14 protein-coding genes are annotated in these 23,428 nt (G+C 43.7%); 2 read left to right on the forward strand and 12 right to left on the reverse strand.

What is annotated here, in order from left to right:
* Positions 1-642: 642 nt before the first annotated feature.
* Complete coding sequence (locus DW033_RS12490) at positions 643-1,071, reverse strand: DUF5053 domain-containing protein (RefSeq protein WP_048927907.1); 429 nt, start codon at positions 1,069-1,071, stop codon at positions 643-645.
* A gap of 67 nt (positions 1,072-1,138) precedes the next feature.
* Entirely contained in the window at positions 1,139-1,327 is a 189-nt protein-coding gene (locus DW033_RS12495; RefSeq protein WP_129984389.1) for a diguanylate cyclase, read from the reverse strand.
* Between the two features lie 545 nt (positions 1,328-1,872).
* Between DW033_RS12495 and DW033_RS12500 the strand changes: the two genes are divergently transcribed.
* Positions 1,873-2,790, forward strand: coding sequence for an Rpn family recombination-promoting nuclease/putative transposase (locus DW033_RS12500; RefSeq protein WP_122382785.1), 918 nt, complete (start codon positions 1,873-1,875; stop codon positions 2,788-2,790).
* Between the two features lie 93 nt (positions 2,791-2,883).
* Here DW033_RS12500 and DW033_RS12505 read toward each other — a convergent pair whose 3' ends face one another.
* Both DW033_RS12505 and gpmI read right to left on the reverse strand, forming a co-directional pair.
* Positions 2,884-3,465: a DUF3109 family protein gene (locus DW033_RS12505; RefSeq protein WP_122382786.1), complete on the reverse strand. Its 582-nt coding sequence runs from the start codon at positions 3,463-3,465 to the stop codon at positions 2,884-2,886.
* Positions 3,466-3,481: 16 nt separating this feature from the next.
* Positions 3,482-5,005: a 2,3-bisphosphoglycerate-independent phosphoglycerate mutase gene (gene gpmI, locus DW033_RS12510; protein ID WP_122382787.1), complete on the reverse strand. Its 1,524-nt coding sequence runs from the start codon at positions 5,003-5,005 to the stop codon at positions 3,482-3,484.
* A gap of 106 nt (positions 5,006-5,111) precedes the next feature.
* On the opposite strand from gpmI, the gene DW033_RS12515 reads away from it, so the two are divergent.
* Complete coding sequence (locus DW033_RS12515) at positions 5,112-5,810, forward strand: M48 family metallopeptidase (RefSeq protein ID WP_005866661.1); 699 nt, start codon at positions 5,112-5,114, stop codon at positions 5,808-5,810.
* 45 nt (positions 5,811-5,855) lie between these two features.
* Here DW033_RS12515 and DW033_RS12520 read toward each other — a convergent pair whose 3' ends face one another.
* From DW033_RS12520 to DW033_RS12555, 8 genes are all read right to left on the reverse strand, one after another.
* On the reverse strand, positions 5,856-8,570 hold the full coding sequence (locus DW033_RS12520; RefSeq protein WP_122382788.1) for a TonB-dependent receptor: 2,715 nt from the start codon (positions 8,568-8,570) through the stop codon (positions 5,856-5,858).
* 100 nt (positions 8,571-8,670) lie between these two features.
* Complete coding sequence (gene sprA / locus DW033_RS12525; RefSeq protein ID WP_048927901.1) at positions 8,671-16,089, reverse strand: cell surface protein SprA; 7,419 nt, start codon at positions 16,087-16,089, stop codon at positions 8,671-8,673.
* A 50-nt stretch (positions 16,090-16,139) separates the two neighbouring features.
* Positions 16,140-16,730, reverse strand: coding sequence for a Holliday junction branch migration protein RuvA (ruvA, locus tag DW033_RS12530; RefSeq protein WP_008773941.1), 591 nt, complete (start codon positions 16,728-16,730; stop codon positions 16,140-16,142).
* Positions 16,731-16,794: 64 nt separating this feature from the next.
* Positions 16,795-17,682 (reverse strand): SMP-30/gluconolactonase/LRE family protein, encoded by an 888-nt coding sequence (locus DW033_RS12535; protein WP_122382789.1) that lies wholly within the window; start codon positions 17,680-17,682, stop codon positions 16,795-16,797.
* Between the two features lie 11 nt (positions 17,683-17,693).
* The gene (locus DW033_RS12540; RefSeq protein WP_005861045.1) at positions 17,694-19,148 is read right to left on the reverse strand and encodes a TrkH family potassium uptake protein; all 1,455 of its coding nucleotides are present in this window, start codon (positions 19,146-19,148) and stop codon (positions 17,694-17,696) included.
* Positions 19,149-19,157: 9 nt separating this feature from the next.
* Positions 19,158-20,495 (reverse strand): Trk system potassium transporter TrkA, encoded by a 1,338-nt coding sequence (gene trkA / locus DW033_RS12545; protein WP_005861043.1) that lies wholly within the window; start codon positions 20,493-20,495, stop codon positions 19,158-19,160.
* Between the two features lie 20 nt (positions 20,496-20,515).
* Positions 20,516-22,414: a 1-deoxy-D-xylulose-5-phosphate synthase gene (dxs, locus tag DW033_RS12550; protein WP_087343518.1), complete on the reverse strand. Its 1,899-nt coding sequence runs from the start codon at positions 22,412-22,414 to the stop codon at positions 20,516-20,518.
* A 618-nt stretch (positions 22,415-23,032) separates the two neighbouring features.
* The gene (locus DW033_RS12555; RefSeq protein ID WP_122382790.1) at positions 23,033-23,398 is read right to left on the reverse strand and encodes a DUF3244 domain-containing protein; all 366 of its coding nucleotides are present in this window, start codon (positions 23,396-23,398) and stop codon (positions 23,033-23,035) included.
* Positions 23,399-23,428 lie beyond the last annotated feature (30 nt).

Consider the following 23,428-nt stretch of genomic DNA (forward strand, 5'->3'; position numbering starts at 1 on the left):
ATTCTGGCGAAAATTATTCATCCTAATTCATATTCTTAAGGCTAAAATCTGTAATTCATCCGTATGTGAAGGCTATTTCTATCGTATGCGATAGGGATTACTACCGTATGTATCACCTAATACATACGGTTATGTCGGCTAAAACATACGGTTGCGTCGGCTAACGCATATATTTGCGTAGGCAAACACCACCTTTCTCACCGGAAAAGCGACCTTTTACCTATAAATAAGAGACAAAAAGGCCCTTTTCACCTATTTCTTCTCTCTAGTTAGACTTCACCAAAGAAGAGGTATGTCAAACAAACAGCCTTGTTTCGTACAAACTGTCATGATTATCGCCGCTTCGCTTACCATCCATCCGCAAGGGCTACAACAGAATAATCGACATAGAAAAGCCCCGCAAGATAACTGAACCGCATCCCAAAGCCACTGAGAAGACCTTGTTGGTTCCGGTATAAAAAGGCTTTCCAAGTGATTAGTTATTCACCTCCCAAGCCGTTAGTTAGCAGCTAGGTACAGCCGCTAGTTATTCACTCAACAACCAATGAAAGTACCCGTTTCTTGGTTATCAGGGCCTGTACAGGCACATGTTTCCCGTATTTTCAAATAAGCTATGGCTTACATTTGACGCGGAAAGCCTCATTAACCCACCTTTAGCTTTAAGGCTGTATCCTTTATGCGTTCACTAATAGCTAATAAGGCATTGGACAACTGTTGCCGTTCCTCTGGCGTAAACTGTGCGGGTTTGCCGTTGACGATAGCTCCATTGATACGTTGGTAAAGCCAGCTACGGCTTTTACCAAAATAATCTTGGGCTATTTGAGAGAGAGATAGATAATTATCTACGCCATTCAATAAGAGTTTGATTTCAGCCTCTTCTTTCAGTTCCTTTGCTTTGGCTAATGTCTGTCTGGCTGAGATAAGAAATGCGTTACGAAATTTCTTACGTTCTTCCGGAGATATCTCGGATAAAGTATGTCGCATTTTTTCATCAAAGCCTTTTTTTTCTTCTTCTGTCTTTAATAAACGATACTCCGCTATCAAGCTATTTAATTTTTCTTCCGCATTCATATTTATATCTCCTATTTTTATAAAGTGATCAGATAGAGGAAACCCGAAGTCGAGCTTCCTCCTCTGTTCAACCTTGAAGCTTCTTGATTTGTTCGCTCAAATCAATGTACTCATCAAGCATCTCGTCAATCGCTTCAAGTAGTTCCGTTTCATTCGCCATGTCTTCGGCCAAGATCATGTCGTAGAAACGGGAATGGAATTCTAATTGGCCTATTAGTTCTTCCATCCGAGCCTTTAGCCCTTCAAGCGTCATCATGATAACGTCACAAAGATAATATGCAAATGAATATTCAACAATATACATTTGCATATTAAAGTGTTAATAATAACAAACCCACTCCACCCTCACAGGCAAAAGGGCTTCATTCCCTCCGGAGCAGAAAGCCCGGGGGAATTTTGCTTGTAGTGTTTACTTCCCACAAGATCTAAACATTACAGAGAAAATTACCATTTGTATTCCTAACGTACATATTATGAAATAATCATCCACGGTTCGTAATGCGATAGCCGCAGTATATGCACATATTACCATCCCTTAGCCGCTAGATGGAGAGCCTAACGAAAAGCAACCGTCACAATATACGGTATATATCAAGCAAAAAGCCAACAAAACACCCATTCACATGACAGACAGATCTTCCAAGACCACTCCTATAACGACCGCATCATACCCCTCTGAAAACACGTACGTGTTTTTTTAAAGCCTAAATGAATGCCCCATATAATAAAAATCGTATCTTTATCGCCAAAGATGGAAAAGAGCCATCTATATCCTATTAATCACTAAAACCTATAAACACTATGGGAAAATTTATCAACCCCTTCACCGATTTCGGCTTCAAGCACATATTCGGCAGGGAAATGGACAAGGACATTTTAATCGAGTTCCTGAACGACCTCCTCGAAGGGGAGCATACTATCATGGACCTGAGGATCATGAACAATGAGCGATTGCCCGAGACAGAGCAAGGAAGGAAGGTCATCTTCGATATCCATTGCGAGACCGACAAGGGCGAACGGATCATAATCGAGATGCAGAACAGGGAACAGCCCCACTTCAAGGACAGGGCCTTATACTACCTCTCGCACTCGGTGGTGGAACAGGGTATAAAGGGTACATGGGACTATGAGCTGGCGGCCGTGTACGGAGTATTCTTCTTGAACTTCACGCTCGACGAAGAGAACGGGTCAGACCAAAACGGGAAGGAGGGTAAATTCCGAAGGGACATCATATTGGCGGATCGGGAGAACGGACAGGTATTCAACCCCAAGTTCCGCCAGATCTATATTGAGCTTCCTCGATTCAACAAAGAGGAGGAAGAATGCGAGACTGATTTTGAACGTTGGATTTATGTACTAAAGCATATGGATACATTAGACAGAATGCCTTTCAAGGCACGCAAGGCCATATTCGAGCGGTTGGAACGCATCGGATCCATGGCGAACCTCACCCCCAAACAACGGGCGCAGTACGAGGCGGAGTGGAAGATGTATAATGATTATTATAACACCTTGGACTTCGCCGTTGAGAAAGGCATGAAAAAAGGGATGGAAGAAGGCATGGAAAAAGGATTGCAAAAAGGATTGCAAAAAGGATTGCAAGAAGGACTGCAAAAAGGGAAAGAATCTACGGCACGTAATATGAAAGCCGAGGGAATAACCCCTCTTATCATCCAAAAATGCACCGGCCTTTCCCTTGAGGAAATAGAGCGACTATAAAACAAAATCCCTTCAGCCTCCATCCGTTTTTAACGTATAGTTATCAAAGGGAGAGACTGAAGGGATTTTTTATATTTATAAACGATCTAAAAGCTACTCCTCACGCTGCTTCTTCCATTCCTCCGCACACTCTTCCAAGGCCTTATACCAAGCCTGGCCGAACTTACGGATCAAGGGCTCCTTGAGGAACTTATAAACCGGCAATTGCTCTTTCTTTCCTAAGATCTCCGCTGCCTTACAAACGCTCCAGCGATGATAGTTCACGGCCTTGAAATCCCGATGCTGAGTGACACGTATCGGGTAAAGATGGCAAGAAACAGGCTTATAGAAATCCGTCTTACCTTCCCGGTATGCTTTCTCGATAGCGCATTTACAAGTACCATCGGCGTCGTAACAGGTAAAGACACAATCTTTGCCGTTCACGATAGAGGTAACCGTATCGCCTTCCTCATCGATATAAGCTACGCCTTGCTTATGAATGACCTCTTGAGCTTTCGGGGATAAATCATCCCAAATAATGGGCAATACTTTCTGGAGCTTCGCCAACTCCGAATCCTCTAATGGAGCGCCGGAATCTCCTTCCACGCAGCATACCCCCTTACATTTGGAAAGATCACATAAAAAATAACGCTCGATAACGTCAAGACTTACTAAAGTGTCATCTATCTGGATCATAAGATGCGCCTAGCTCTTATTTAATCAATGACTTACCAGTCATCTCCTTCGGCTGTTTCAAGCCCAAGATGTGAAGGATTGAAGGAGCCACATCGGCCAAGATACCATCCTCTACTTTAGCGTCCTTGTTGGCTGTCACATAAACGAATGGAACAGGGTTCAAGGAGTGAGCCGTATTCGGAGTGCCATCCTCGTTCAAGGCGTGATCCGCATTACCATGGTCAGCAATGATGATTACCTCATAGTCGTTGGCTTTAGCGGCCTCAACCGTATCGTGCAAGCAAGCGTCGATCGTTACGACCGCTTTCTCGATCGCTTTGTAGATACCCGTATGGCCTACCATATCACCGTTGGCGTAGTTCACTACGATGAAATCGAATTTCTTCGTATTGATAGCGTCCACCAATTTATCTTTCACCTCGAAAGCGCTCATTTCCGGTTTTAAGTCGTAAGTAGCCACTTTAGGAGAAGGGACCAAGATACGCTCCTCGCTATCGAACGGAGTCTCGCGGCCACCGTTGAAGAAGAAAGTCACGTGAGCGTATTTCTCTGTCTCGGCGATATGCAACTGAGTCTTACCTACGTTTGCCAAGAACTCACCCAGCGTATTATTTACGTTCTCTTTGTCGAACAAGATATGAACACCCTTGAAGCTAGCGTCGTACGGAGTCATACAGAAATATTGCAAGCCCGGGATCGTATGCATACCAGCCTCCGGCATATCTTGCTGAGTCAATACAACCGTAAGCTCTTTCGCACGGTCGTTACGATAGTTGAAGAAGATCACGACATCGCCTTCCTCGATAACAGCAACCGGCTTTCCGTTCTCAACGTGAACGATCGGCTTGATGAACTCGTCCGTTACACCCTCGGCGTACGACTCTTCCATCGCTTTTACCATGCACTCGGCTTGCTTACCCTTACCTTCGACCAATAAGTCGTAAGCCTCTTTCACACGTTCCCAACGTTTGTCACGGTCCATAGCGTAATAACGTCCGATGATAGAAGCGATCTTACCGCCGGTAGTCTTCAGATGATTCTCCAACGTCTCGATAAAGCCTTTACCACTCTTAGGGTCCGTATCACGGCCATCCATGAAGCAATGTACATAAGCCTTGCTGATTCCGTATTCCTTGGCGATATCCGTCAGTTTCATTAAATGCTCCAAAGAGCTATGCACGCCACCATCAGAAACCAAGCCCATGAAGTGGATCTGCTTATTATTCTCTTTCGCGTAGCTATAAGCACGTTTGATCTCCGGGTTCTCCATGATCGTATTCTCGCGGCAAGCGATGTTGATCTTCACCAAATCTTGGTAAACGATACGGCCAGCACCGATGTTCAAGTGGCCCACCTCAGAGTTACCCATTTGTCCGTCAGGCAAACCAACGTTCTCGCCAGAAGCCTGCAACTGTGAGGCTGGATAAGTTTTCAATAACTCGTCCCAATATGGAGTCGGCGTGTTAAAGATCACGTCGTCTTTACCTTTGTCACCAATTCCCCAACCATCACAGATAATTAAAAGTGCTTTTTTGCTCATGATTGCTAATTTATTATATTGATTATGTTTTTAACCTTTACGATCGCGAAGATAATCAATTCCATCGTATTATTGTTTCTCTCAATGTATTACTTTTGTGGCAGGAATGGAAAAGAATATACAAGACAAGGATTTGGGAGTCATAACGCTCCGTACCACTCCCCGGGCCACTCGATACACGCTCAAGATATCAAAAGGAAAGATAACCGCCACGATGCCACCCGGGGGAGACGAGAAACGTATGATCGCTTTTATCATGGAGAACAAGGCCCGGCTGGTAAAAGCGCTCCAGAAGTATCCGGCCCGGCCCCTGCTCGACGAAAGATCGGAGTTACAGGCTACGACATTCCGCTTGCATATCTTCCGCACCGAGCGAAGTAATTTCTACATGAGATTGGAGGATGGGGTACTGCATATCGCTTGTCCGAATGAGACTCGTTTCGAAGAGGAAGAGGTGCAATCCTTACTGAAATCCATGCTGGAGAAGGCGCTCCGCCACGAGGCGAAACGGTTGTTGCCGGAACGTATCACGCTATTGGCAAGGCAACATGGATTTATGTTGACCGGGGTGAAAATCAATAATAGCAAAACGCATTGGGGAAGTTGTACAATGAAGAAGAGCATTAATCTCTCGCAATCATTAATGCTTCTTCCTTGGCATTTGGTGAATTATGTATTATTGCATGAGCTTTGCCATACGATAGAGATGAACCATAGCGAAAGGTTCTGGAAACTGATGGATAAGGTGACGGACAATCAAGCGATTCGTTTACGAAATGAGTTGAAAAGTTATCATATGTTGTGAGGGGATGAGACGGAGCACGCTCCGTCTCTACAACTGGGTGAATTGTCAGAAATTGGCTCCCACTTGCAGGATGAAAGTCCGGGGTGCGCCGACATCCATCGGGCGAGCGCTATAGCGCTTGTTTAAGAGGTTGTTCACCAGTCCTTGTACATGGATATTCTTCGTCACTTTCATCCCGACACGCATATCCATGACGAAATATCCTTTATTGTTCTCTGCCCAATAATCATGTAAGTTTCCGAATAGCATCGAACGCATATAATCCATCAGGTTAGGCTCCGCTTTCATACGCTCATCGACCATAAAATAATCGACCGCCAATGTCTTGCTTTTCCATGACATATTCGTTCCGATATTAAACCGTTTCCATTCCAGATCGAATACCCCCTTTACGGAATGTTTCTGGCGATATTTTAAATACTTGCTGTCATTCGATTTCGAACGCATCGCCATTAAGTCATCATTCGCTTCCTCCTCCGCGTTCCGTGAATCCACGTCCATATCGATCGGATTCGTATAAACATACCCCAAAGTATATGCCAGACGAGTATCACGGTTAAACTCATACACACCCGAGGTAGACAAGTCTACCCCATAAATCTCCGCCCGGCCTACGTTCGTGAACTGAGCGCCGATTCCTAAGCCGTCGCCGCTAGAGAACGCATTGAACAACTTGGAAAGCCCATCGATATAATCGAAGGTCTTATTATTAAACAGGCCGAAACGGAACTCGATCATATCCTTGTAACGGGTATAAAAGCCGGCCACATCGATAAAGCCTTTCAAATTGCCGAACTTATAACCTTGCTTGAAACCAAGTTCGGCATTATAACCTTGCTCCGCTTTCAATTCAGCGTTCGGGAAAGCTCCCACACCTCCGATATCCTTCAGGATAAACTTCTCCGTAACGGATGGATAACGGTATCCCTGTCCGAAAGATGCCCGGATAAAACTATACTCACCCAACTCATAATTCAAGCCTCCACGGAAAACAGGTTTTATCGGAACCTTCGCCCCGAAAATCTTCGTCTCCGCTTCCCTGTAGAAATCATCGACCCGGTAATACTCCAGACGAACACCGACCGAGACGTTCAAACGATCGATAAATTTATGATCATATTGCAGGAAGGTAGCCACATTATCGCTACTATGCTGCCCGGTCACTTTCGAATCCGCATGAATACGCTCATAAGTACCTCCAACCGTGAGTTGTGAATGATCGAACTTCTTGCTGAATTGGTAATCCAGATTATAGGAATAAGTATGATCCGTAGCCTCCGGCGCCTTTTTCTCCACCGGCTTCATGGCATCTACCAACCAAGCCCCTACGTTATTCTTATCGGGTAGCGGAGTACGTCCCATCACCCAAGAAATCAAGTCCATATAATCCGCCGAGGTAGCTGTCGGGAAAAAATGATTTCCCAGCTTGCCCAATTCACCCATCAATCCGCTCACCTTCCCGTTCATCACCTCCGGCAAATACGGTAAGAAGGTCGGCAATAACTCGGTTTGCCAGTTTTGCGCCATATTGATAATCTCCGGAACAGATGAGATATCAAAACCCATATTATTCGTTATGTCAAAAAGAGACTTATCCGTGGTATGCGTGATGATACGGCTTCCCCGATGGAAGAAACGCCCCTTGAAACGATGAGTCGTCCCTTTTTCCGAATTCGTATAATTCAAGAAGGGATCTATATAAAATGTATTCTCACGGCGTCCCATATTCGCCAGCGGAGATTGAATATAGGGTTCCTCCGGAGAACGCCAGATAAAGAAACCTGTATAATCGTTATACAAGTAATTCACGTTCACACCATAGTTCAACCCTTGTACCCGGGGATCGTGATACGTAAGATTCCCACCGACCCGGACACGGCGGTTGTAATTATCCTGCCGATACCCGTCGTCCAAGAATGTATTAGCCCCCACTGTCAAATCAAAATTCTTGATCCTACGGGAATGAGAGAGATCCAACCCTCCATATAAAGGCGTCCCGTCTTGGCGTGGCTTCCCATACAATCCTCCTTGTACGTTCACCTGTGTTACCGGATCTAATCCGGGGCGTTTCGTTTTCACATGGATCAGACCATTCAACGCAGAAGAGCCATATAATACGGAAGAGGCCCCTTTCAGTACCTCTACTTGATCGACGTTCTCCATCGGGATCATATTCCAGTTTATCTCGCCGGAACCCGGAGTTAGCACCGACATTCCGTCCACCAGAATCAAGCAACGGCTACCCACGCCATAGGTCCATCCCGTACCACCGCGTACGGAAGGTTGCCGGTCCGTTACGTCCACTCCGGAGATATTCTTCAGTACATCCGTTAAATCTTTCGGAGACTGACGAGTGATATCTTTCGCTTTCAATAATTCCATAGAGACGGTAATATCGCTTAGCTTTTGCTCATAACGCCCGACGCTCACGACGACCTCGTCCATCATGTTTGAGCTTGTTCGTAAGGATACGTCACGTGTCAAGAACTCTCCCGGATCTACTTTCACGGGAACGCTCAACGTTTCATATCCCAGATAGCTAAAAGTCAATACAGCGTCGCCATCCGTCACTTTCAGCTCATAATAACCGTTTATATCAGACACAGTTCCTCTCGTACCCCCTTTGTCCTTATAAAAAACGTTTACCCCGGCTAAAGCTTCCTTGCTCTCCGCATCCTTAATATACCCTTTCACGTCTTGGCCGAAAGAGGCTTGGGTTATCAAGAGAAGAAATAATATCAATTTGTAAGTATTCTTCATATCCAAATTATATTTCGCACAAATATAAAGGTTTATTCCATACCGCTAGACAGGTATTTAAAAACAGACCAAGAAGTCCTGTAAATAGACTATACTCTTTTTATTGCGCTAAGGAGAACCGTAAACTAATACCATAGTTCGAGTTCGATGTCGGGTAAGAAGATGTGGACACGATCGGCTCATTGATCTGTAAATCATAGAACGCTCTCAATGTCAAGGCACGACTTAACCCGTAATCCGCAGAGAACTGGATGGTCTTGGCGATATTCCCGCTGGTAGCCTGCGTAAACTGATCCTCTATCTTACGGATCAACGATTGCATTTTACGGTAAGAGAAATCTAAGCGGATCGTAAGATCATTACTGAAGTCCCGTGTCTTTTTCATTTTCAACACCTTGTTAAACTCAGTCAACTTATATCCTACTCCTATCACGAATTCGTTGGAAAGCGCTTCCACCAATTGGTAAGAGGAAATATTCAGGCTTAAGTTACGAGTCTTGCGCAACTCAAACTTACCGGTTATATTATTCAATAAAGTAGCGTCTACACCAAACAACGGGCTGAATCCTTCCGTGATACTCACAGCCGCTATATCATAAGGAGACGATGGCGTAGGATTACCGGTTTGGATATCACGGATATATCCCAAACCATCCTGCCCGGCATCTACCCAATCCAAGAAGGAGGAAAACGCACCTACGCTATAGGAACAACGATATTGATGACTCAACATCATGCTCTTAAAGTATTTGCGGATAACCGGTATACGGATCAAGCCATCATACGTAACACGCCAGTTCGGTAGCAGACTCTTAATGGACGGGAAAGCTGACAGACCTACCTTATTTGGGTCCTTGCCTGTATAAGCCGCCAAGAAAGCAGGCACCAATACCTCCATGGAATTCAGACTTACACCTCCCCCTACGGCTGGATCATAAGGTTTTCCGGCTAAAGCATGCCCCGCCATAAAACCGGAACTCGGATAAACCGTACCGGAATATGTATCCGCCAAGCGCTGGGCGATCACGCTACGGTGAGCGATAAATTTATCGAACGCTTTCGAGGAATAACCGTTATTAGCGTTTCCGCTACCGCCGAAAGCGCTACCCAAGGCAATCGTCGTCATCGTAAAGCTACCTCCCATCTGCTCGGGCATACCGTCTTGCATATAATAGATATCGGTACTACGGGTATCTACCCGGTTTGCGTTCAAATCAATCTTCAAGCCGGCTATAGGTTCTAGATTCGCACGAATCGTAAGATTCTTCGCGCTATTGATCATGGCGGGAGTCGTCATATTCTCATTCTTTACCAGCCAGCCCCGCTCGTCCGCCTCGTCGATAAAGCTCCTTCTTACCGCTCCAAAGGCAAAACCGAGTCCCGGAGCCAAAGTTCCTGTACGCCGTTGCCCGAACATATCACCAACCTCCGGAGCGTAACCACTCAACATCATACCGTCTACCAACGAATATTGTATGTTTACCCGACGTACCATCATCAAGAAACGGCTACTATATTCAGCTACTTTTGTTAAAGTTCCCTCCAAAGGCTGAGGACCAGGCACAATTGTCAGCTTCAAATGAGCCGTATCTTTATTCAAGATCATGACTTGGGCATAATTGATCGGCTTATATTTAATTGAATAGACCTTCCCATCCGCTCCACGTGCCGTGATACGAACCTTCTTCGTAAACATTCCATGCTGCACGATCGTTCCACTATCCGGGCTCAATTGAATCTCTTTCTCTAGTTTCACCTCTTTCTTCTTTTTCTCCGGTTGACGAGCGCTTACCCGGGAAGAGGCCATAAATTTCTGGTTGATCTTCTTCAGATATTTATTCTTATTGTACAATGACTGCAAATTGAAACTACCCTGCCAGTCAAATTGACGTTGGTTCTTTATTATATTACCCTGTTCCAACTCAATACTAGCGACATTGGCTCCACGATCCCAGTTGTACGTGGCATTATAAGTCAATGAACTATTTACCCAGTCTAATGCCGGTATGAATTGCAATGGCATATTCCAAGTGACATTAAACGTTTGGTCATATTTCAAAGGAGTACCCAAATCACGGATACTTTGCTTCACGGAATCCTTCCATACCTGATAATCATCCGGATTCAATTTCTTATTCACTTGAACATTCGGTTCCTCGATACGGGCATTCGTACCGGAAGTAAACGTCATGCTCAGATTATTCGTAAAGTCCCAACGCAAACTGAAGGCACGGTCCCACAAGAAATTGTGACTGAATGAGAGCAACTGGTTACCTCCATCCGTAGAACTTGTCAAATCCCTTAGCTTAATCTCATAGTAATTCCGCATCATCGCCGTCTGGAAACTAATATTCGACGGAACGTAATTCAGTCCGAATTGCTTGATATATTTCGTATATCCATTATTCTTCTTCAGCTTCTCGAAGGGTCGGAACGGTTTCACGTAAGGCGTATAATTATAAGCGAAATTACCCCGGTAATCCTTGGTTGTCTCATATTCGGTCTCCGGGTTCTTCTTACTGTTCTGGCTATAAGAGTAACCTAACGAGAAGTTCGCCGGATCATACGGCATCGGGTTCTTGCTACGGATATCTACCTTTACGTTATTGAAAGAGACGCTCTTAATAGTGGTCTGATTCAAAGAATAACTCTTGATGGAGTCTTTCTCGGCTTGGGTCTCTACCGCATCCAAAGCGTCCGAAAGCTTAATATCCTCATTCAACGGATCATACTCAGGAGTTGTAGTCTCTTTCGAATAAGCATAGTAAAAAGGTATGCTAACCTTTGCTTTCTCAGGGAACAACTTACCCAACTCAATCGAGGTCGCCACACTATATTGCGAATAATCATCCATCCGACGTTCGGCCAGCGACTGATCCAACGCACCGAAACCAGCGGTTTCCATTCGTCCACTTACATTGACCGTACCCAAATCGGATAAAGCGACGTTCAGATTCGCATTAGCGGCCCAACCGCCTTTCTCGTCGAAATCGGTCATACGAAGTTCGTTTACCCAAACCTCACCGCTCTTGATATCACCCGTATTATTACGTACGCCGATCATGATCACTTTCACCTCCGCTAAGCTAGGGTTACCGATGATACTGATTTTATTACGCGTATTATCCGGATCATTTTTCGAATAAACCTTTTGGTAGCTTATATTTCCCTGTCCTTGACGTTTCAATTTATTTCGCTCCAACTTCAAGTCGGTTAGAGTCTCCAGTTTAAAATTCAAGGTATTATTTAAAGGCCATACTTTTTCTTGATCCGCACTATTGTTCGTATTATAAAGAATAGTACTATGGGGAGTCAGATCCAAAGGCACCTCATACTCATAATAATTATTCTTATAGTCAGAACCTAAACGAATAAATACAGAGAAATCACCATTCGACAAAGTCTTGCTCTCATCAATCGGCGCTTCCGCATGAGCGAACATTTGTAATCGTTTATACCGGCGAAGGTCATAAGCGGTAGATTTATAAACCGCACGTGCATCCGCAGGAGATAAATCCGTTATTTTCATAGACAATGCCTGCTCGTTCTGTTGAAGCAACTGAGGCTGGCTGGAATCGAACATACGGCTGATACCCGGAGGCAACACATAGTTGACCGGCTGACGCTGCCCGTTCTCCTCTATATTTACAGAAGATACGACGATCTGTCCATCAGACTTTGGCGGAATAAGAGGATTTGACAAATCCTGCGTATAAGTACGCCAATCACCACGAACCAATTCCAAGGTACCGAAACGCAGAACCGTAGACTTACGGAATCCTGTCATATACATACGCATGAAACGGACTGTCTTGAAATCCCGGATCGCTCCAACCCTCTTCTCATAATCTTTAATAGGAATCTTAAATAGATACCATTTTACTTTCTCCTTATCACCATTCATTAAGGTTACTTCCGGAGTACGCTCATCGACGATGTTGTTTACACCGACCTGCAAATCTTTTGGACGGAGAGAGATCTTGTACTCAAAATATTTCTCTGTCTCATTCAACGTATTATCGCCATTGATATCTTCCACATCCGGTGTACTCTTTCCGGCTGTAGCATATCTTTGATCGGATTCTTGTGAGTTTCCCTCTGTACCGTTATATCGTTTATAGCGAGATAAGATATCCAACTCCTTAGCATCGTAATCATCCCCACGGAAATAGTGATAATTATCCCCGGCAGGATCGTTAAAAGGAGAAAACGGATCATCCATCATCTTAGAGATTGTCTCACCGGATAGTTTCGCCCTCAATTTATTCAAATAATCCGCATACGTAGGGAAAATTTGCTCTTCCTCCGTAGAAAGACCGTTCAAACCGACATCTTGCAGCTCACGATTTTGGGCATCAAACGCATATCCCGTACTTTGCGTGCGAGGCACCTTACCCCAAACAGTCGTATCAACTTTCGACATATCACCGTCCACGGGCATACCATTCTCAAAGAATTTCCGCTCATCTTTCAAGATATCCTCGGAAATCTCACCCAAGTTAAAGTATAGGTCACCACCCTCGGCTGTCTCGTCCTCAAGATACGGGTCTAAAAGCCAGAATTCGATATATTCATAATTGGCAGATTCCAAATCGCTAGGCTCGATCTTGCGCATTACACCACCCCAACGTTTTTCCGGATTACCCAACGTACCGTCCGAGTTTACATTTTCCGCATCCAGGTTATACGGACCACGCTCATTCGGGTAAAAAGCGAGGTTTAATACAGGCAAAGTCGTATTATCATTGGTTCCCAACTCTTTATTCGGGAAGATCTCTTTATAACTGACTCCACGGGTGTAATGATTCGATAAATCATCATTCGTAAGATGTCGAGGGCGGGAAGAGGAACTCTTCCGTGTGAAGATTCCGTCTACCGTATACCAAGCCAACAAAGCTCTGTTTTTACCATAAGCGATATCGTTCACCTTCTCCGCTTCCGGAAATTTAGGATTCGAATCTTCATAGGGGGTACTCGCCAAGTTCCAAGCATACGGGTTCAAAAGATCCATACCACTTTGTGTAGACTCGAAGTCATCCAAATAAGAGTAACCACCCGTATATTGATTCTCATAATGTCCCGCTATTAAATGAGCGAATTCCGCATTGAATGAGATTTGGCTAGGTTTGGTCAATGTCAACAAGGGTAACTTATCAAATACATTTGTCAACCACTGGCTCTCGGCTTTATAAGAGGTATTCAAGCCCCATAAAGTATTCTTTATAGACTCATCTCCCAAAGTGGTTTTTACCGTAAGAGGCATTTCCGACATATGCATAACCGTGGCACCGACCATGAAGTCCTTATTGAACTGGTAATTCAAGTCTAACCCGATCATCGTCTTTCGCTGCATATTAAAAGTAGACTGGTTCTCCAGAGATACGCTAACGGGTGTCCCACTCGATATGATGCTCTCATTCAAGATCGTCACACGTCCTAAACTGTAATCTACCGTATAATCCACATTCTCGGTCAGTGTAGCTCCTCCTGCCGTGACACGTACGGATCCACGGGCCACGTTAGTAGCTCCCAAGTCGATCTCCGAACCCGACGAGGCTTTATACTCACCACTTAAAAGAAATTTATTTTTCTCGGCGATCTGGCGAGCAACAGTTAATGTCGAGTCATACAACTCTTGGAATACATATTTACTGGCATAGGCATTACCTACCTTTTCCCGTAATTTCGAGCCGAAAGGTTGTACACAAGGGAATATAATCTTACCGGTCTCCGCCTGTATCGTATAACCGTCAATAAAATCGAAGAAACCATCCGGATTCGGATTGTCATAGGTATCCAAGCGATCCAGCCCTAATACCCGAATCAAGATTTGATTCGCACAATTACCTTCCGGAAGATAGTTTACATACGTACCGGTAGAATCGCTCTGGTAGGTAACGTTCAACTTAAACTTCTCTTTCTGCACCGAATAAGCACCCAATGAGTATACGTTCTTCATCATCAAGTCCCAGAACATCATATCCGGCGACATCGTGATACCCTTTAGCAACTTCACATAAATACAGTCACTCGTATTCTCTTTATTATCCGTAGAGAACTCACCGACTTGATAGGTCTTGCCATTATAGATAAAACTAAAAGCGACACCCAATACCTCATCAGCCTGTAACTGAGTCCTCAAAGAAATATAACCCAATTTCTTGTTTAATGTATACTCAGATGACTCTAGCAAACGGGCACTCTCGATTTTTTCAAAATCCCGTCCTCCCTCCATGGAGCCTTTCAACGCATCATTAACCATACTTATCTTTCGGGCATCCGTAAATTGAGTGGTTAAAGTCGTATATAAATTGTTTGCGGAATTATTCGGACGTCTGTCCGTTCCGGAAGGCATCACCAACGCAGTATTACCGATATTACGAGATTCATTTTCTCCCAAATCGGTGAAAGCTACGATATTGCGGGACTGGTCATAATTACCTCGTTTATTGGTCACCCACACTTCTATCTTAGAGATCTCGATACCGGAGGTGACGGTAGGCAAAGACTCCATAAACTTATCGTAGTTATCATAGAAATAATGGCCCAAGAAGAAGTGACGGTTCTCGTCGTATTCATCCACCTTGATCTCAAAGGGCTTCGTCTGCACGCCCCCTTTTGAGCTAACCGTCTTGGATTCAGATTCCTGCTGGGCAAACAAGGCGTTCACTCGCAACTTACCAAATTGTAAATCCGCTTTCATACCAAATAAAGCCGCACCTCCATTAATCAAGGAATTGCTGGTATTCATGCTCACGTTACCGGCTTCTAACGACTTGATAATCTCATCCTCCTCGCCTGTATACGCCAACTTCAATTTTTTGGAATCGAAATCAAAAGAGGTCTCGGTATTGTAATTCATTCCGAAATTCACCTTGCTACCCACCGAGGCTTGTACATTCAACTGCACACTCTCGTCAAAATTGAAGAAAGTACGTTTACGGGAACGCTCCGGAAGAGAAGGATCATTATTCTTATTCGTCTTCAATCCCATCGTGATCTCGGCCGAACCTTGTGTTCTTACACGTACTCCACCGGGGCCGAAAATACGTTCCGCCGCACCGATATTAAACTGCATATCGGTTAAGTTGAACTGTTTATTCGTAGCTTTTTGGAATTCTTCCTCGTTCTTTTGGCGGAAATAGGAACGAAGTGATTGTTGCATAGAATAATCTTGGTATTCCGCTGGGGTTAAACTCATCGGCGTACCAATCTCCATATCGCCTAATTTCGTACGGACAATATACGTATTCGTCTTTAAATCATACTCAATCGTAGTCTTGACATTCTCCGGATCACGCAAATCGGCAGGTGATTGTTTCACGATATCTTGATATTCCTCCGGTGTAGTTTTAGCTACCGGATAACGGGGAGGAATCGTATCCTCCGGAGCTTCCAGCAACTCCAATTCCGGCAAAGATGATGTATACGCAAGGTAATCAGCATTCAGCGAATACAAGCCGACACCAAACAATAATACAACGATCCATATGGAATATTTCAGTATTCGTTTTCTCATTTTCTCATTTAATTGTCAATTGTTAATCGTTAATCCTCAATTGTCAATTATCAAAGCATTCTAAGCGCAGTTTTAATTACTTGTTCCACAGCTAAAGTGGGCGAGCCTTTCAAAATAGCGGATACCGCTTTTTGCGAAGCCGCTTTCTGGAAACCCAACATAACCAATGCGGCTACGGCCTCCTCGGTTACCGCTCCATTAGAGATTGATGCCTCCGGCAAGTTTCCGGCCATACTCTCCATAGGTTTCACCTTATTTTTCAAATCTACCAAGATACGCTGGGCCGTCTTCAAACCAATCCCTTTCACGGCAGTCAATGCGGCCTCATTCTTCGAACCGATCACTTGAACCAATTCGGATGGCGGTAGAGAAGAAAGGATCATGCGTGCGGTATTCGGTCCCACTCCAGAAACGGAAGTAAGCAAAAGGAACAACTCCCTTTCGATTTTCTCGGCAAAGCCAAATAGTAAATGAGCATCTTCCCGGATTACCTCATATATATATATTTTTCCGGTAGTCTTGTTCCCAAACGCACTATATGTATTCAAGGATATATTCAGCTCGTAGCCTATACCACCACACTCCAAAATCATACGTGTAGGTGTAAGTTCCACGATTTCACCCTTTATATATTCTATCATCTATATATCTTTTTAATATTCCGTACCTATTATAACGCAAAATTAATCAAAAACGTATATCGGGTTACCATTCTTTTCCCGGATAAGGAACCTTAAAGGTTTCAAAACAACCCCGATCCTGCAATGTCACATAACATTGACGATGATCAGGTCCTCCAAATGTTAAGTTAGACGGCTGTTTTCCTGTCAATTGAATCTCTTCAACTAAATCTCCTTGCGGATTTAACAAAGCTATAGTACCCTTATCATAACGGCAAATATAAAGATTTCCTTTCTCGTCACACTTCATACCATCCATACCGTACCCCTCAAAAGTATGAAATAGACGTTTATTCCTTAAAGTACCATCCAGGCATATATCATATACCCAGACTTTTAATTGGGCAGATTCATTAACGTACAAGCGTTTACCATCCTCACTCACAGCGATGCCATTAGTCGTTCCCATATTCGTCTCCAATAAGGAGACTTTCGCATCCGGGGTAATCAACCAAAGTTGGCCTTTTTGATTCGGCCAATCCGGGTCACTCGCATACATATTTCCATTGGGGGCAAATACAATATCGTTTGGTTGATTCATCTTTGGCTCATGAGCGAATACGCTGATCTTCTTAGATTTCATATCCACTTTTAAGATATTATGCCCTGTATAATCCGCCACGTACATATTTCCGTCTTTCCCGAAGCGGATACTATTCCCGGTAGATCCTTCCGGCAAAACGAGAAAACAGCCATGGCTACCATCTGGGCGTACAATACCGATCGTCTCTTCTTTCTTATAATTTACGGCATATAAATTTCCTTCGCTATCTACAGCCGGACCTTCTATTCCGGAAGTAAATGTGTGCTCTGGCATCCAACCCGTTGCTTTCAATACATTCTGGGCATTTAAAGAAATCCCACAATACAGAATACCACACAGCAGACTAGCAATGACCTGTATACTTTTCATTTTCAATAATTTTACTGTTTCCAAAAACCGGGGACTAATATCGTTAATACCGTAAATATCTCCAGACGCCCTGTTAACATCAAAAAAGACAGAAACCATTTCGACACCGTGGGGACATCCGCAAAATTACTTACCGGACCAAGCGTTCCCAAGCCGGGCCCTACGTTACTTATAGCAGAAACAGCGGCACCAATCGCCTCCGAAAATCCCATCCCATCCAAAGATAAAGCCAAACAACTCACCACGATTAACGTAATATAAGCGAACACAAAAGCTAACACACGGTGTACGATATCACCAGATACGACATGCCCGTTCATTCGTACTGGAATCACCGCATGGGGATGTGTCTGTTTCTTAAATTCATTGGAGAGATTCTTCGTTAAAATAACGAAGCGTCCCATCTTCAAGCCACCGCAAGTAGATCCGGCGCATCCACAAATAAACATCAAGATCAATGCGATAAACCAGAAAAACGGTCCCCAAGGAATATAGTCATCCGTAGCGAATCCACAGGTAGAAACCAAGGTCACCACTTGGAAAGCCGCCTTACGGAACGCATTCTCTACATCCGAGGCGAATCCAAGGTACAAGATCCACACCATGACAACGATAATAGCGCTTAAAACAAAAAAGAAAAACCAGCGGAACTCCTCATCTTTAATCAATTTCTTCACATTTCCATTAAAACAGAAATAAACCAATGTCATATTGGTAGCTCCGATAAACATGAAAATAGTTATTACATACTCTATATAAGAGGAATTCCAATAAGCGATACTTGCGTTTTTGGTTGAATATCCACCAGTAGATATAGCCGTGAACGCATGATTTACCGCATCATACAAATTCATCGGACCAGCCCATAAAAGGCCGACTAAAAAAAGTGTCAGAAAAACATACACCCCCCACAGGCGTTTAGCGACTTGCGTAATACGAGGACGAAAACGTTCATGGGTTATACCGGGCGTTTCGGCATCAAACATCTGCGAGGCACCACCTCCGAAAATAGGCATCAAAGCCACGGTGAATACGACCATACCGATACCTCCCTGCCACTGTGTAAGACTCCGCCAGAATAAGATACCTTTAGGCAACGCCTCTATATTCGTTAAAATAGTAGAGCCTGTAGTCGTAAATCCGGACATGGTCTCGAAAAAGGCATCGGTCACATTATCTATATATCCTCCAATATAGAATGGTAACATTCCAAATAAAGAGAATAAAATCCAAGTCAATGTCACGATCAACATTCCTTCCCGCCGGCCGGCCGAGTGTTCATTCGCCTTAAAGCCCATAGAGTAGAACAAAAAACCGGTCCCGAATAAGATTCCGCTTGAAATAAGAAGCGGATAGACATCACTCCCCCGATAAAGGAAGGCTACGACAGTAGCAGCCAGCATAAAAAAAGTCTCAAGGATGAACATCACCCCTAGCATCTTCACTATAAAACGTACGTTCAACATAACTATCAACTAGTTAAAGTAGTCCTCCAGCTTACGCATAGCCGTATCCAAGCAGAATACGACAACATGATCGTATGCCTGTATCTGAGTATCACCCTTGATCATCATAGGTTCACCGTCACGAATCAACCCACCGAGAGTCATATCTTTCGGCAGACGGAGATCCTTGACTTGTTTCTTGGTAATCTTTGAATCCGGTCGAGCCACCAACTCCGCCACATCCGCATTCGCAAAGGTCAAACATTTCACGTTAGAGACATCCGCATCCAGAAGAAATTGATAGATATGGCTGGCCGCTATCAGCTTTTTGTTGATAACCGAACCGATGTCCATACTTTCCGCCAATTGGATATAATCAATATTCTCAATCTTAGCGATTGTCTTAAACACACCTAAACGCTTAGCGGCCAGACATGCCAATATATTCGTGCTGGAGTTTTCCGTCAAAGCTATAAAAGTCTGCGCATCCTTGATGCCTTCTTGCATCAACAAATCAGTATCACGGCCGTCTCCGTTTATAATCAAGACATTACTTGGCACGACCTCAGCGATTCGATGACTTTTCTCTTTATTAGCCTCAATTACTTTTACCCGGATGTTATTCGGTAAATATTGGCAAGCACGGATAGCGATACGGCTTCCTCCCATAATAATAACCTTCTTTACTTCCGGATCTTTCTTTCCGGCCAGTAAGCGCACATCCTCTATATGAGATCGGGTCGTCGTAAAGAACACGATGTCACCAGACTCTATCCGGTCCGTACCACGGGGGATTATCGTCTCGTTCTTTCGCTTAATAGCGACGATATGATATAGCTTCTGCTCATTTAGCAATTCGGCCAATACCCGATTCACCAAACGGGAATTATCCCGAACTTTAACACCTATCAGAATTAAAGCTCCACCAAACAGCTCCCAATATTGGCGTGTCCACGGACGGCGTACAGCTGTCACGATCTCCTTAGCCGCCAACATCTCAGGGTAAATCATCGAGTTGATTCCCAGTTTCTCGAACAGCTCTTTATTTTTAGGCAATAAATATTCGTAATTATTGATTCGGGCCAACGTACGATGCGCTCCTAGATTATGAGCCAACATACAAGCCGTCACATTGGTAGTCTCCTCGGGAGTAACACTTACGAACAAGTCCGCTTTCTTGATCCCCGCCTCCTCCAAATCTCTAAGCGAGGTCGGATTCCCGACCATAGGGAGAATCTCCATGCTAGATTTTGAGAAATTCAGCCGTTCCTCATTCGGATCCATCAAAATGATGTCCTGATTCTCTTGAGATAACATTTTCGCTAAATGTGTACCTACTTCTCCCGCACCGGCTATGACAATTTTCATATTTTATTAATTGACAATAATCAATTCTCCTTTTTCAACTGTTTCGCAATGCTCTCGGCATCCATACCACATAATTGATACAGTTCCGGTATAGAACCATGCTCGATAAACGCATCCGGCACTCCGATACGCTTTACATGAGGCGTATAGCCATTGTCTGCCATAAACTCAAGGACAGCGCTACCAAAACCTCCTTTTATCACTCCATTCTCTACCGTAATAATACGGTTATATTTCTGCCCGATCTCATGCAACAGCTCCTCATCCAACGGTTTCAAGTAGATCATATCGTAGTGGGCTATCGATACCCCCTCTTCTTTCACCATCTCGATGGCTTTGATCACCTCGTTTCCGATCGGTCCGATAGAAAGTACGGCGATATCATCCCCGTCACGCAACTTTTTCCCTTTTCCTATAGGCAATACTTGCATCTCGTTACGCCAATCTTTCATCTCCCCCTTACCTCTAGGGTAACGGATTACAAACGGGCCATCAAAAGCGGCATAGCCTGTATACATCAAATTCCGTAAATCCAACTCATTCAATGGGGAAGCGATTACCAAATTCGGTATCGGACGAAGATATGCTAAATCAAACACGCCATGATGTGTAGCTCCATCCTCTCCCACTAATCCCGCACGATCCAGACAGATCACCATATGTAGTTTTTGCAAAGCTACATCATGGATAACCATATCATACGCACGCTGCATAAACGAAGAATACACGTTGCAGAAAGGTATCATTCCCTCCTTAGCTAATCCGGCAGAGAAAGTTACGGAATGTCCTTCCGCAATTCCCACATCAAACGCACGATCCGGGAAGGCTTTCATCATATAAGTCATCGAGCAACCGGAAGGCATAGCCGGAGTTACGCCTACAATACGCTCATCTTTCTCCGCAAGCTCTACCAATGTATGACCGAATACGTCTTGATATAATTGAGGTTCATCTAATTTACGGACGATTATACGCTGGCCGGTTTCCTTATTGAATTTTCCGGGAGCATGCCATTCCGTAGCGGACTCTTCCGCAGGTTTAAAGCCTTTTCCTTTTTTCGTTTTGATGTGCAACAGCTTAGGGCCTTGCATATCTTTTATATCATTCAATACCTTCACCAGATAATTTACATCATGCCCATCCACCGGACCGAAGTAACGGATGCTGAAGCCTTCAAATAAATTATGTTGCTGGGTAAGCAATGCTTTAAGGCTATTGTTAAAACGTAAGATGTTTTCCCGGCGATCGTTATTGATGAGCTTGATCTTCTTTAAGCCTCGATACACATCGTATCTCATTTTATTATAGGCTTGACTCGTCGTTATATCCACTAAATACTGGCTAAGACCACCTACGCTATGATCTATCGCCATATCGTTATCATTCAGGATAATCAACAAATTATTAGGGTTGGCAGACGCATTATTCAACCCCTCGAAGGCGAGTCCTCCGGTCATAGCGCCATCCCCGATCACGGCGATCACATGGCGATCCAGCTCCTTCTTCAAGGCCGAGGCTACCGACATACCCATCGCCGCAGAGATTGAATTTGAGGCGTGTCCGGCGATAAAAGCGTCATACTCGCTTTCCGCAGGATTAGGGAAGCCGCTAATTCCTTTAAACTTACGGAGCGTATGGAAAATATCTTTCCTTCCTGTAAGTATTTTATGTCCGTAAGCTTGATGCCCGACATCCCAGACAATACGGTCATAGGGGGTATTGAATACATAATGAAGAGCGACTGTCAGCTCTACCGTACCAAGGCTTGCACCTAGGTGACCGGGATTCTCAGACAAAACATCGATAATATATTGACGCAAATCGGCACATACCTGCTCCAACTTATCCTGTGACAAATGTCTCAGGTCTTCCGGAAAATGAATGCTATCCAATAGGTGTTCAACTTTGCTTTCAGCCATGTCTGCTAATTTTTCTGGCAAAAATACAGAATAAACGGCATATATAATAGTATTGTCCTGTCATTTCTTAGACAAGGGGGAAATCCATATTGATTTTAACAGCTAAATCCTATAAAATTTCATAGTTATGTTTTTTTCAAAACATAGTTATGAGTTGTGAATTTCATAACTATGAATTTTTCAAGTTATAATATAGTCATGAAATAACACCATTTGGAAATAAAAATAGCCCAACCACACCAAATTTGATCTCTTAAAAAGCACAATAAGTCTAATATTTCCAAACTATTACCTATACACCTAATAATCAACATACAATAAAATCGTATCTATCCAAGCTCCGATTAGTATCCATAGTATTTTGAATTTCTATTAATACTAATCGCAATTTCTATGGATAGTAAAGCAGCCTACAATGGAGTCTATTTTCAAGAAATATACAATAAACAGAATGACTCCCGGCTGATTAATGATACGTTTAGCGGTAAAACATGTACATAGATACGTTTTCAAGTAAAGATTCGTATTTGGTACAGTTGTCCAAATAAAAAAGAGCTGTGCTTCCCATTTTACCGAGAAGCTTAACAGCTCTTTCTTCTTACAAAACCTCTTAATTTTTTATTCCAAGGTAAAGCTACCGGTCAAGTGTCCCAACCGATGTAACAACACAACCTGATACTGGCCATTTGCTTCTCCCGCTAAAGAGAAAGAATAAGTTCCACCTGCCTCTGAAGAAACAACATCTTCATAGACTTTCACTCCTTTATCATTCATAACACATACGGTCAAGTTTGATAAAGCATCTTCAAAGCTCAAGGAAAGGATGTCTCCTTCGATTGATACTACTGGAGGACGATTTGTATCAACGGAACGATAATACTCATCATCCCAACGACCTTCTGTAGGGATAGTGTCACCGAATAAAGGATGAATCAAACACAATGCAAATAATAATGCAATTAAAGTAAGTCTCTTAATTTTCATAATCTGATGTTTATAAATTGTGAAGCAAAC

This window comes from Parabacteroides sp. AF39-10AC (assembly GCF_003635405.1).
GTDB classification, from domain to species: Bacteria; Bacteroidota; Bacteroidia; order Bacteroidales; family Tannerellaceae; genus Parabacteroides; species Parabacteroides distasonis.